At 69.8% G+C, this 12,821-nt stretch carries 9 protein-coding genes; all 9 read right to left on the bottom strand.

Going from position 1 to position 12,821, the window contains the following annotated elements:
* Nucleotides 1–26: 26 nt before the first annotated feature.
* Nucleotides 27–815, bottom strand: coding sequence for a triose-phosphate isomerase (gene tpiA / locus ACDF64_RS15120; protein ID WP_394552182.1), 789 nt, complete (start codon nucleotides 813–815; stop codon nucleotides 27–29).
* Nucleotides 806–2,020 (bottom strand): phosphoglycerate kinase, encoded by a 1,215-nt coding sequence (locus ACDF64_RS15125; protein WP_394552183.1) that lies wholly within the window; start codon nucleotides 2,018–2,020, stop codon nucleotides 806–808. The genes tpiA and ACDF64_RS15125 overlap by 10 nt, the downstream gene beginning before the upstream one ends.
* Before the next feature lie 12 nt (nucleotides 2,021–2,032).
* The gene (gene gap, locus ACDF64_RS15130; protein WP_394552184.1) at nucleotides 2,033–3,040 is read right to left on the bottom strand and encodes a type I glyceraldehyde-3-phosphate dehydrogenase; all 1,008 of its coding nucleotides are present in this window, start codon (nucleotides 3,038–3,040) and stop codon (nucleotides 2,033–2,035) included.
* A 97-nt stretch (nucleotides 3,041–3,137) separates the two neighbouring features.
* A complete protein-coding gene (locus tag ACDF64_RS15135) occupies nucleotides 3,138–3,764 on the bottom strand; it encodes a superoxide dismutase (RefSeq protein ID WP_394552185.1) in 627 nt (208 codons plus the stop codon).
* Between the two features lie 113 nt (nucleotides 3,765–3,877).
* Nucleotides 3,878–4,855, bottom strand: a complete 978-nt coding sequence (whiA, locus tag ACDF64_RS15140) for a DNA-binding protein WhiA (RefSeq protein WP_394552186.1) — start codon at nucleotides 4,853–4,855, stop codon at nucleotides 3,878–3,880.
* A gap of 73 nt (nucleotides 4,856–4,928) precedes the next feature.
* Nucleotides 4,929–5,801 (bottom strand): RNase adapter RapZ, encoded by an 873-nt coding sequence (rapZ, locus tag ACDF64_RS15145; protein WP_394552187.1) that lies wholly within the window; start codon nucleotides 5,799–5,801, stop codon nucleotides 4,929–4,931.
* Nucleotides 5,802–5,825: 24 nt separating this feature from the next.
* A complete protein-coding gene (uvrC, locus tag ACDF64_RS15150; protein ID WP_394552188.1) occupies nucleotides 5,826–7,727 on the bottom strand; it encodes an excinuclease ABC subunit UvrC in 1,902 nt (633 codons plus the stop codon).
* 2 nt (nucleotides 7,728–7,729) lie between these two features.
* The gene (gene uvrA, locus ACDF64_RS15155) at nucleotides 7,730–10,621 is read right to left on the bottom strand and encodes an excinuclease ABC subunit UvrA (protein ID WP_394552189.1); all 2,892 of its coding nucleotides are present in this window, start codon (nucleotides 10,619–10,621) and stop codon (nucleotides 7,730–7,732) included.
* An 86-nt stretch (nucleotides 10,622–10,707) separates the two neighbouring features.
* Nucleotides 10,708–12,774 (bottom strand): excinuclease ABC subunit UvrB, encoded by a 2,067-nt coding sequence (gene uvrB / locus ACDF64_RS15160; protein WP_394552190.1) that lies wholly within the window; start codon nucleotides 12,772–12,774, stop codon nucleotides 10,708–10,710.
* Nucleotides 12,775–12,821 lie beyond the last annotated feature (47 nt).

The following is a 12,821-nucleotide window of genomic DNA, read 5'->3' on the forward strand; positions in this document are numbered from 1 at the left end:
CGGAGCCCGTCGGGCTCCGGAGCGCGTCAGGCTCCGACGTGCTTCTTGAACCGCACGATCGCCGAGAACTCGTCGACGTCGAGGCTCGCCCCGCCGACCAACGCACCGTCGACATCCGGCTCGCGCAGGAACGACGCGATGTTGGAGGACTTCACGGATCCGCCGTAGAGGATGCGCGTCGACGCTGCCACGTCGGGTCCGAGCACCTCGGCCAGGACCGCGCGGAGCGCCGCCCCGACCTGCTGCGCCTGTTCGGGCGTCGCGGCCTGGCCCGAGCCGATGGCCCAGACCGGCTCGTAGGCGACGACGATCTCCTTGGCCGGGTCGACGCCCTCGAGCGCCCGCCGGAGCTGGGCCACCGGCACGGCGCTCGCGCCGTGCGCCTCGAGGTCCTCCGCGGTCTCTCCGACGCACAGCACGGGGACGATCCCGTGCTTCTGCGCCGCGAGCACCTTGGCGTTCACGAGCTCGTCGGACTCGGCGTGCAGCGTGCGCCGCTCGGAGTGCCCGATGATGACGTACCGGGCGCCGAGCTTCGCGAGGAACGCCCCCGAGATCTCGCCCGTGTACGCGCCCGAGTCGTGCGACGAGACATCCTGGCCGCCGTAGGCGATCGGGAGCCGGTCGGCGTCCACGAGCGTCTGCACGCTGCGGAGGTCGGTGAAGGGCGGGAACACGGCCACCTCGGCGTCGGCGGGGTCGTGCTTGGCCTCGGCCAGCGCGAACGCCAGCTTCTGCACGAGCGCGATCGCCTGCAGGTGGTCGAGGTTCATCTTCCAGTTCCCCGCGATGAACGGGGTGCGATTCACTGCCATCCGAGGACCTCCAGGCCGGGGAGCTTCTTGCCCTCGAGGAACTCGAGGCTCGCGCCGCCGCCCGTCGAGATGTGCCCGAAGGCGTCGTCTGCGAAGCCGAGCTGGCGCACGGCCGCCGCGGAGTCGCCCCCGCCCACGACGCTCAGGCCCTCCGTCTCGGTGAGGGCCCCGGCGATCGCGCGCGTGCCCGCTGCGAAGGGAGCCAGCTCGAACACGCCCATCGGGCCGTTCCAGAAGACGGTCTTCGACCCGCGGATCCGCTCGGCGAACGCCGCCGCCGTCTCCGGACCGATGTCGAGGCCGAGGCCGGATGCGCCGAACGGCGTCTCCTCGATGGCCTCCGCCGTGGTCACGACGTGCTCGGCGTCGGCCGAGAACGACGCGGCAACCACGATGTCCGTGGGCAGCACGATGTCGACCCCGAGCTCCTCCGCCTTCGCGAGGTAGCCCCGAACGGTCTCGATCTGGTCGGCCTCGAGCAGGCTCGAGCCGACCGGGTGCCCCTTCGCGGCGAGGAACGTGAACAGCATCCCACCGCCGATCAGGAGCGTGTCGACCCGCGGCAGCAGGTGCGCGATCACGCCGAGCTTGTCGGACACCTTGGAGCCGCCGAGCACCACCGCGTACGGCCGCTCGGGCGACTCGGTCAGGCGGTCGAGCACGTCGAGCTCAGCGGCGATGAGCAGGCCCGCGGCGCTCGGCCGGAGCTGCTCGAGGTCCCACACGCTCGCCTGCTTGCGGTGCACGACGCCGAAGCCGTCGGAGACGACCGCATCGGCGAACGCCGCGAGCTGCTCGGCGAACGCACGACGCTCCGCCCCGTCCTTGCTGGTCTCGCCCGGGTTGAAGCGCAGGTTCTCGAGGACGAGCACCTCGCCGTCCCCGAGCGCCGCCACCTTCGCCTCGGCGTCCGGACCCACCGTGTCCGACGCGAGCGCGACCGGGGCCTCCAGCAGTTCGCCGAGCCGCACGGCGGCCGGCGCGAGGCTGTACTTCGGGTCCGGCGCGCCCTCGGGACGCCCGAGGTGCGAGACCACGATCACGCGCGCACCCTGCGACGTGAGGGCCCGGATGGTGGGGATGGATGCCCGCACGCGCCCGTCGTCCGTGATGACCCCGTCCTTGAGAGGAACGTTGAGGTCGCATCGGACGACGACGCGCTTGCCGGCGAGCGGACCGAGTGAATCGATCGTTCGCAGTGTCACTGATTCTCCATTTCAGAGGCGCTCGGCCACGAACTCCGTGAGGTCCACGAGTCGGCACGAGTAGCCCCACTCATTGTCGTACCACGAGGTGATCTTGACCTGGTCGCCGAGCACCTTCACGAGGCCCGCGTCGAAGATCGACGAGTAGGAGTCGGTGACGATGTCGGCCGACACGATCGGGTCCTCGGTGTACTTCAGGTAGCCCTTCAGGGGGCCTTCCTCGGCCGCCGCCTTGTAGGCGGCCTTGATCTCGTCGACCGTCGGCACGCGGGTCGGGATCACCGTGAGGTCGGTGATCGACCCCGTCGGCACCGGCACGCGCAGCGCGAAGCCGTCGAGCTTGCCCTGCAGCTCGGGGATGACCAGGCCGATCGCCTTCGCGGCGCCGGTCGAGGTCGGGATGATGCTGAGCGCGGCCGCCCGCGCACGACGGAGGTCGCTGTGCGGGGCATCCTGCAGGTTCTGGTCCGCGGTGTACGCGTGCACCGTGGTCATGAGACCGCTCTCGATGCCGAACGCGTCGTTGAACACCTTCGCCAGCGGCGCGAGGCAGTTCGTCGTGCAGGACGCGTTCGAGATGATGTGCTGGGTCGCCGGGTCGTACGTGTCCTCGTTCACGCCGAGGACGAACGTGCCGTCGATGTCCGTGCCCGGCGCCGAGATCAGCACCTTCTTCGCACCCGCCGCGATGTGCTTGCGCGCATCGGGACCCTTGGTGAACCGACCCGTCGACTCGATCACGATGTCGACGCCGAGCTCGGCCCAGGGCAGCTCGGCCGGGTCGCGCACCTCGAGGGCGCGGATCTTGTGCCCGTCGACGATGAGGTTCTCGTCGTCGTACTCGACGGTCGCGTCGAGGCGGCCGACGATCGAGTCGTACTTGAGCAGGTGCGCGAGGGTCTTGTTGTCGGTGAGGTCGTTCACGGCGACGACCTCGATGTCCGCGCCCTGGGCGAGTGCGGCGCGGAAGTAGTTTCGGCCGATTCGGCCGAACCCGTTGATACCGATCTTTACGGACACGGAGTCTCCAATGCGACGGCGCGCGTCAGCGCGGTGAAGCGATGAACACGGGCGATGGCGCCGCGAGCGGCGCGCGCACGCGGCGCCAGTCCCCCGGTTACGACAGTAGCAGCAGGCCCGCCGTCTTCACTCGGGCGGTTTCGAGCCGCTGCTGGACGTTCGCCCAGTCGACGATCGTCCAGAACGCCTTCACGTAGTCGGCGCGCACGTTCTTGTAGTCGAGGTAGTACGCGTGCTCCCACACGTCGAGCAGGAGCAGCGGCACGATGCCCGCGGGCAGGTTGCCCTGCTGGTCGAAGAACTGGAACACGAGCACGCGCTCGCCGATCGAGTCCCAGGCGAGCACCGCCCACCCGGAGCCCTGCACGCCGAGCGCCGCCGCCGTGAAGTGGGCCTGGAACGCGTCGAACGAGCCGAACTGGTCGTCGATCGCGGCAGCCAGTTCGCCGGTCGGCTTGTCGCCGCCGTCCGGTGAGAGGTTGGTCCAGAAGATCGAGTGGTTCACGTGTCCGCCGAGGTTGAACGCGAGGTCCTTCTCGAGCTTGTTGACGTTCGCGAGGTTGCCGGTCTCGCGGGCCTCTGCGAGCTGTGCGAGGGCGGTGTTGGCGCCCGTCACGTAGGCCTGGTGGTGCTTCGAGTGGTGCAGCTCCATGATCGTGCCGCTGATCGCCGGCTCGAGGGCCGAGTAATCGTAGGCGAGCTCAGGGAGGGTGTAGTCAGCCATTCCTTCTCCTTCGTGGATGCCCCCGGGAGCCGGCGGACGCCGGCCCGCACCGAGGCCGTCTCCGAGTCTATGCCCGTACCCCGGCCGGGTCGCCGGAGAACGTCACGCCGTCGTCACACGTCGAGATCGGCAGGCAGGTTCGATTCGGTGCCGGGCACGTCGAGCTCGGCTGCCCGCTTGTCGGCCATCGCGAGGAGTCGGCGGATGCGCCCGGCGACGGCGTCCTTCGTCATGGGCGGATCCGCGTGGTGCCCGAGCTCGTCGAGGCTCGCGTCGCGATGCGCCAGGCGCAGTTCGCCCGCGTAGCGGAGGTGCGTGGGGATGTCGTCGCCGAGGATCTCCATCGCGCGCTCGACGCGCGCGCAGGCCGCGACCGCCGCCTGCGCACTGCGGCGGAGGTTCGCGTCGTCGAAGTTCACGAGCCGGTTCGCCGTCGCGCGCACCTCGCGCCGCTGCCGGAGTTCCTCCCAGCTGCGGACCGTCGCGGTCGCGCCCATGCGCGCGAGCATCGCGCTGATCGCCTCGCCGTCCCGGATGACGACGCGGTGCACCCCGCGGACCTCGCGCGCCTTCGCCGACACCCCCAGCCGACCGGCCGCGCCGACGAGCGCCATCGCGGTCTCGTTGCCGGGGCAGGTCACCTCGAGCGCAGCCGAGCGACCAGGGTCGGTCAGGCCGCCGTGCGCGAGGAACGCCCCGCGCCAGACGGCTGCGATCTCCGCGATCGAACCCGTCGTCAGCTTGTTCGGCAGACCCCGCACGGGTCGTCGGTGCCCGTCGAGCAGGCCCGTCTGGCGCGCGAGCGTCTCGCCGCCGTCGAGCACCCGGATGAGGAACTGGTTCTGGCGCCGCAGGCCCGCGGCCGGCACGACCGAGACGTCCGGTCGCACGCCGTAGAGTTCGCCGAGGTCGCGCGTCACGCGCTTGGCGATCGTGGGCGAATCGAGCTCCGCCTCGATCGCGATGCGTCCGGAGATGATGTGCAGTCCGCCGGCGAACCGGAGGATCGAGGCGAGTTCGGCTGCCCGGACGCTCGTCTTCGAGACCTCGACTCGGGCGAGCTCTTCCTTCACATCGGCGGTCAATGCCACGTGGTCGTTCCCATCTGTTTCCTTGCCTGCAATGTCGACCGGCAGCCCGAAGCGCGGGCGGCCGGCCGAGTCGTCACTCGCGACCGAGGTCGCGGTCCTTCACGCTCACCCCGACGCCCGGCAGTTCGCCGAGGCGGCGGGCGAGCTCGCGCGCGATCGCGACCGAGCGGTGCTTGCCACCGGTGCATCCGACCGCGATCGTCGCGTGCCGCTTGTTCTCGCGCTGGTACCCCGCGAGCACGGGCGCGAGCGCGGCCGAGTAGGCCGCGATGAACTCGGATGCCCCGGGCTGCGCGAGCACGTAGTCGGCGACGCTCGGGTCCTCCCCCGTGAGCTGGCGCAACTCGGGGATCCAGAACGGGTTCGGCAGGAACCGCGCGTCCACGACGAGGTCGGCGTCCGGCGGGAGCCCGTACTTGAAGCCGAAGCTGAGCACCGTGACGCGCACCCCCGTGTGCCCCGCCTCAGCGAAGGAGTCGGTGACGAGGGTCGCGAGCTGGTGGATGTTCAGCTCCGACGTGTCGACGATGATGTCGCTCGTCTCGCGGATGGCAGCGAGCCTGGTCCGCTCGGCGACGATGCCGTCGAGGATCGTCCCGTCGCCCTGGAGCGGGTGCGGCCGACGCACCGATTCGAACCGGCGGACGAGGACGGCGTCGGATGCGTCGAGGAACATGACCCGCACGTTCACGCCGCTCCGCAGCGCCTGCACGATGTCCTGGATCTCGGCGAAGAAGTCACCACCGCGGATGTCGACGACGGCCGCGATCCGGGGCAGCGTCGCGCCGGCGCGTTCGACGAGCTCGACGAGCGGGCGGAGCATCTGCGGCGGCAGGTTGTCGACGACGTACCAGCCGAGGTCCTCGAGCGCGTCGGCCGCGGTGGAGCGACCCGCACCCGACATGCCGGTGACGATGAGCATCTCCTGTGCGTCGTCATCACCCATCGGTCGAGCCCCTTTCCGCGATCCTCAGCCTACCCGGGCCTCCGTCTTCGTGCTCAGGCGTGCGTGGATCGCCGCGGCGAGCGTCGGGCCGATCCCCTTGACCTCCGCGATCTCCTCGACGCCGGCCGCGCGGAGCTTCGTCACCGACCCGAAGTGCCGGAGCAACTCCTTCACGCGGGCCGGGCCGAGGCCCGGGATCTCGCCGAGCATCGAGCCGATGTCGCGCTTGCGCCGTTGGCGCTGGTGGGTGATCGCGAACCGGTGCGCCTCGTCCCGGACGCGCTGGAAGAGGAAGAGGGCGTCCGAGTTGCGCGGGAGGATGACCGGGAAGTCCGACTCCGGCGTCCAGATCTCCTCGAGGCGCTTCGCGATGCCGCAGAGCGAGATCCCCTGCACGCCCGATTCGCGCAGTGCCCGCCAGGCCGCCTCGACCTGAGGCCGGCCGCCGTCGACGACGAGCAGGTTCGGGCGGTACGCGAACTTCGCGCGCGCGGCGGGCCCGGACTGCGGCTCGGCCGGATCGGGTTCGGGTTCGGCGGCCGGCGCGTTCGCGAGGTAGGCCAGCCGCCTGGTGAGGACCTGGTGCAGCGAGTCGGTGTCGTCGGTCGACGACGCGATCGTGAACCGCCGGTACTCGTCCTTCCGGGGCAGCCCGTCCTCGAACACGACCATCGAGGCGACGATGTTGGTCCCGGACAGGTGGGACACGTCGAAGCACTCGATGCGCAGCGGGGCATCCGGCATGCCGAGCGCTTCCTGGATGTCCTCGAGGGCGCGCGAGCGGGTCGTGAAGTCGGCGCTGCGCCGGGTCTTGGCGAGCATCAGCTCCTGCTTGGCGTTCTGGTGCGCCGTCTCGAGCAGCGCGGCCTTGTCGCCGCGCTGCGCGACGCGCAGCCGCACCTTGCGTCCGGCGAGCCCGCCGAGCCACCCCTCGACCGCCTCGGCGTCGTCGGGCAGCTCGGGCACGACGACCTCGCCGGGCGGACGGATGCCGTCGGTGTAGGCGTTCTGCAGGACCGAGTCGACGAGCTCGCCCAGCGGGACGTCGAGCTCCTTGTCGACGGTCCAGCTCCGCACGCCTCGGACGCGGCCGCCGCGAACGACGAAGAGGTGGACCGCCGCCGCCAGCTCGTCGTGGTCGATCCCGAAGACGTCGAGGTCGACGTGCTCGCCGAGCACCATCGCACTCTTCTCGAAGAACGCCGTCGCCGCCTGCAGCTGGTCGCGCCGCCGGGCGGCGGTTTCGTAATCCTGCACCGCGGCGGCCGCGCGCATCTCGCGCTCGAGGTCGGCGATGATCCGGCGGTCCTGGTTCTGCATGAACGCCACGAAGCGGTCGACGTTCTCGCGGTGCTCCTCGATGCTCACGCGCCCGGAGCACGGGCCGAAGCAGCGACCGATCTGGCCTGCGAAGCAGGGCTTGCCGGTCGCCATCGCGCGCCGGTAGTCGCTGTCCTTGCAGGTGCGGATCGGGAACAGCTTCAACATCGTCTCGAGCGTGTCGTTCACCGCCCACACCTTCGGGTACGGGCCGAAGTACCGGGCGCCGCGGATGCCTCGCTTGCGCGACACCATCGCGCGCGGCGCCTCCTCCGCGAGCGTGACGACGAGGTACGGGTACGACTTGTCGTCCTTGAAGCGCACGTTGAACGGCGGCTTGAGGTCGTTGATCCACGTGATCTCGAGCTGGAGCGCCTCGACGTCGTTCGCGACGACCGTCCACTCGACGGACGCGGCGCTCGTCACCATGCGCCGCGTGCGCTCGTGGAGCGTGTGGAGCGGTGCGAAGTAGTTCGAGAGCCGCGCGCGCAGGTTCTTCGCCTTGCCGACGTAGAGCACGCGGCGGTCGGCGTCGCGGAAGCGGTAGACGCCGGGCGCGGTCGGGATCTCGCCCGCCTTCGGACGATAGGGGACGGTGTCGGCCATCGTCAGCTGGCGACCTCGGCGCGGGCCTCGCCCCCGTCGAAGATCTCTCGGAGGAAGTATCCCGTGTGGCTGTCGTGGTTGCGGGCGACCTGCTCGGGCGTGCCTGTCGCGACGATCGTGCCGCCTCCGGAGCCGCCCTCGGGCCCCAGGTCGATGAGCCAGTCGGCGGACTTGATCACGTCGAGGTTGTGCTCGATGACGATGACCGTGTTGCCCTTGTCGACGAGCTTGCCGAGCACCTTGAGGAGCTTGCGCACGTCCTCGAAGTGGAGTCCGGTCGTCGGCTCGTCGAGCACGTAGACGCTCCGGCCGTTCGAGCGCCGCTGGAGCTCGGTCGCCAGTTTCACGCGCTGCGCCTCGCCGCCCGAGAGGGTCGTGGCGCTCTGCCCGAGCTGCACGTAGCCCAGCCCGACGTCGACGAGCGTCTTCAGGTAGCGGTGGATCGCGGAGATCGGCTCGAAGAACTCGGCGGCCTCGCTGATCGGCATCTCGAGGACCTCGGCGATGTTCTTGCCCTTGTAGTGGACCTGCAGGGTCTCGCGGTTGTACCGCTGGCCGCCGCACACCTCACAGGCGACGTACACGTCGGGCAGGAAGTTCATCTCGATCTTGATCGTGCCGTCGCCCGCGCACGCCTCGCAGCGACCGCCCTTGACGTTGAAGCTGAACCGGCCGGGCAGGTAGCCGCGCGCCTTCGCCTCCACCGTCTCGGAGAACAGCGTGCGGATGCGGTCGAAGACGCCCGTGTAGGTCGCGGGGTTCGATCGCGGCGTGCGCCCGATCGGCGCCTGGTCGACGTGCACGACCTTGTCGAGCAGGTCGAGCCCGGTCACGCGCAGGTGCCGGCCGGGCACCTTGCGGGCGCCGTTCAGCCGGTTGGCGAGTACGCGGTACAGGATGTCGTTCACGAGCGACGACTTGCCCGAGCCGCTCACGCCGGTGACGGCCGTGAACGTGCCGAGCGGGAACTCCGCGTCGACGTGCTTGAGGTTGTTCGCCGCCGCCCCCTCGACGCGGATGATCCGGTCGGCGTCGACCGGTCGTCGCGTCGCCGGGATCGCGATCTCGCGTCGACCGGCGAGGTAGTCGCCCGTGAGCGAGTGCGCGTTCTTCAGCAGGTCGGCGTAGCTGCCCGAGTGGACGACGGTCCCGCCGTTCACGCCCGCACCCGGGCCGATGTCGACGATCCAGTCCGCGGTCCGGATGGTGTCCTCGTCGTGCTCGACGACGATGAGGGTGTTGCCGAGGTCGCGCAGCGCGACGAGCGTGTCGATCAGGCGCCGGTTGTCTCGCTGGTGGAGGCCGATGCTCGGCTCGTCGAGCACGTAGAGCACGCCGGTCAGGCCGGAGCCGATCTGCGTCGCGAGCCGGATCCGCTGCGCCTCGCCGCCCGAGAGCGTGCCGGCTGCGCGCGCGAGATCGAGGTAGCTCAGGCCGACCCGAATCAGGAAGTCGAGTCGGAGCTTGATCTCGCGGAGCACCTGCGCGGCGATCGCCTGCTCGCGGTCGGTGAGCTGGAGTCGGTCCATGAACGAACGGGCATCGGTGAGGCTCAGCAGCCCGACGTCCGCGATGCTGTGCTCGTGGATGAGGACCGAGAGCACCTCGGGCTTCAGCCGCTTGCCCTCGCAGACCGGGCACGGCACCTCGCGCAGGTACTCGGCCCACCGCGCGCGCTGCACGTCGGTCTCAGCCTGCGCGTACTGGCGTTCGATGTACGGCACGACGCCCTCGAAGCCGGAGGTGTAGCTCATCTCGCGCCCGTAGCGGTTGCGCCAGCGGACCTTGACCTCGAAGTTCTCGCCGTGGAGCACGGCCTGGCGCGCCTTCGGCGGCAGGTCGCGCCACGGGGTGTCGAGCGAGAACCCGAGGTCGCGCGAGAGGCCGTCGAGCAGCTTCTCGTAGTAGTTGTAGAGGCTCTTGCCCTGACTGGTCCACGGGATGATGACGCCGCCGGTGATGCTCGCCATCGGGTCGCCGATCAGGAGGTCCTCGTCGACGGACATGCGGGTGCCCAGGCCCGAGCACTCCGGGCAGGCGCCGAACGGCGCGTTGAACGAGAAGGTCCGCGGCTCGATCTCGGTGAGCGCGATGGGATGCCGGTTGGGGCACGACAGCTTCTCGGAGAACGTCTGCCACGCGTCGTCGCCCTCGCGGTCGACGTAGTTGACGAGCACCAGCCCGTCGGTGAGCCGCAACGCGGTCTCGAGCGAGTCGGTGAGGCGGCCGAGGAGGTCGGCGGATGCCACGAGCCGGTCGATCACGATCGAGATGTCGTGCTTCACCTGCTTCTTCAGGGTCGGCGGCTCGTCGAGGCGGACCAGCTCGCCGTCGACCACGGCCCGCGTGTACCCCTGCGCCGCGAGGTCGCGGAAGAGGTCGACGAACTCGCCCTTCTTCTGCGAGACGACGGGACCGAGCACCTGGTAGCGGGTGCCCTCGGGCAGTTCCATCAGGTGGTCCGCGATCTGCTGCACGGTCTGGCGCTGGATCTTCTCGCCGCACTCGGGGCAGTGCGGGACGCCGATCCTCGCCCAGAGCAGGCGCATGTAGTCGTAGATCTCGGTGATGGTGCCGACCGTCGAGCGAGGGTTGCGGTTCGTCGACTTCTGGTCGATCGAGACCGCGGGGCTCAGGCCCTCGATGAAGTCGACGTCGGGGCGGTCGACCTGGCCGAGGAACTGCCGGGCGTACGCGGACAGCGACTCGACGTACCGGCGCTGGCCCTCGGCGAAGATCGTGTCGAACGCGAGGGACGACTTGCCGGACCCGCTCAGGCCGGTGAACACCACCATCGCGTCACGCGGGACCTCGACGTCGACGTTGCGCAGGTTGTGCACCCGCGCCCCGCGGACGCTCAGGCGCGAGTGGGCATCGAGACGTGAGATCGGCACCATACGAGTCTACGAACCCCGTCCGACATCGGGGCCCACCCCCGACATGCCGAGAGCGAACGGATGTTCGAATCGCCGGGTGCGGGTCACCCCAGGTGCCCGGCCTTCTCCATCTGCCGCAGTTCCCGCTTGAGCTCCGACACCTCGTCGCGGAGCCGTGCGGCGAGCTCGAACTTCAGCTCCCCCGCGGCCTCGAGCATCTGGTCGTTGAGGTCGCGGATGAGCTCCTCCAGGTCGTTCGCGCCCTCGGCCGCGATCCCCTGACGTGACCCGATCGGTACGGGCGTGCGCTGGCGCGCGTCGCGCCCGGCGAGGAGTTCGGCCGTGTCGGCCTCCTCCCGCGCGAGCACCGCGGTGATGTCGGCGATGCGCTTGCGCAGCGGCTGCGGGTCGATGCCGTTCACGCGGTTGTACTCGACCTGCATCTCGCGGCGGCGATTCGTCTCGTCGATCGCGCTCGCCATCGAGTCCGTCATCACGTCGGCGTACATGTGCACCTGTCCGGAGACGTTGCGCGCCGCGCGGCCGATCGTCTGGATTAGCGAGGTCGAGGACCGGAGGAACCCTTCCTTGTCGGCGTCGAGGATCGCCACGAGCGACACCTCGGGCAGGTCGAGTCCCTCCCGGAGCAGGTTGATGCCGACCAGGACGTCGTAGACGCCCGCGCGCAACTCGGTGAGCAGCTCGACCCGGCGAAGCGTGTCGACGTCCGAGTGCAGGTATCGCACGCGGACCCCGGCCTCGGTCAGGAACGCGGTGAGCTCCTCCGCCATCTTCTTCGTGAGCGTGGTCACGAGCACGCGCTCGTCGCGCTCCGCGCGGAGCCGGATCTCCTCCAGGAGGTCGTCGATCTGCCCCTTCGACGGCTTCACCACGATCTCGGGGTCGACCAGGCCCGTCGGGCGGATGATCTGCTCGACGATGCCGTCGGCGACGCCCATCTCGTACCGGCCCGGCGTCGCCGAGAGGTAGACCGTCTGCCCCACCCGGGCCTTGAACTCGTCCCACTTCAGCGGGCGGTTGTCGAGCGCGCTCGGCAGCCGGAACCCGTGGTCGACGAGCGTGCGCTTGCGCGACGAGTCGCCCTCGTACATCGACCCGATCTGCGGGACCGTGACGTGCGACTCGTCGATGACGACGAGGAAGTCGTCCGGGAAGTAGTCGAGCAGGCAGTGCGGCGGCTCCCCCGCTTCGCGCCGATCGATGTGCCGCGAGTAGTTCTCGATGCCCGAGCAGAACCCGATCTGCTCCATCATCTCGAGATCGAAGGTCGTGCGCATCCGCAGGCGCTGCGCCTCGAGCAGCTTGCCCTCGCGCTCGAGCTCGCGCAGGCGCTCGTCGAGCTCGTCGCGGATGGTGCCGATCGCGCGCTGCATCACGTCGGTCGACGCGACGTAGTGCGACCCCGGGAACACGGGCACCGCGTCGAGCTTCTCGATGACCTGGCCGGTCAGCGGATGCAGGCTGTAGAGCGCCTCGACCTCGTCGCCGAACATCTCGATCCGGATCGCGCGCTCCTCGTAGACCGGGATGATCTCGATCGTGTCGCCGCGCACGCGGAAGTTCCCGCGCGAGAAGTCCACGTCGTTGCGCTGGTACTGCATCGAGACGAACTTGCGGATGAGCCAGTCGCGATCCACCCGCTGGCCGACCTGCAGCGGCATCATCGCCGACAGGTACTCCTCTGGCGTGCCGAGGCCGTAGATGCACGACACCGTCGAGACCACCACGACGTCGCGGCGGCTCAGCAGCGAGTTCGTCGTCGAGTGCCGGAGCCGCTCGACCTCGGCGTTCACCGACGAATCCTTCTCGATGAAGGTGTCCGTCTGCGGAACGTACGCCTCGGGCTGGTAGTAGTCGTAGTAGGAGACGAAGTACTCGACCGCGTTGTTCGGCATGAGTTCGCGGAACTCGGTGGCCAGCTGCGCGGCGAGCGTCTTGTTGTGGGCCAGCACCAGCGTCGGACGCTGGACCTGCTCGATCAGCCACGCCGTCGTCGCGGACTTGCCGGTGCCGGTCGCGCCGAGCAGCACGACGTCGGTTTCTCCGGCGTTGATGCGCCCCGCGAGCTCCCCGATCGCCTGCGGCTGGTCACCACTCGGCCGGTACTCGCTGACGACCTCGAACGGGCGGACGGAACGGGTCGAATCCATCGTTCCAGTCTAGGTTCGCCCTCCGACACGCCGCCCGGCGGGGCATC

It is taken from the genome of Agromyces sp. MMS24-JH15, from assembly GCF_043518605.1.
Taxonomy (GTDB): domain Bacteria; phylum Actinomycetota; class Actinomycetes; order Actinomycetales; family Microbacteriaceae; genus Agromyces.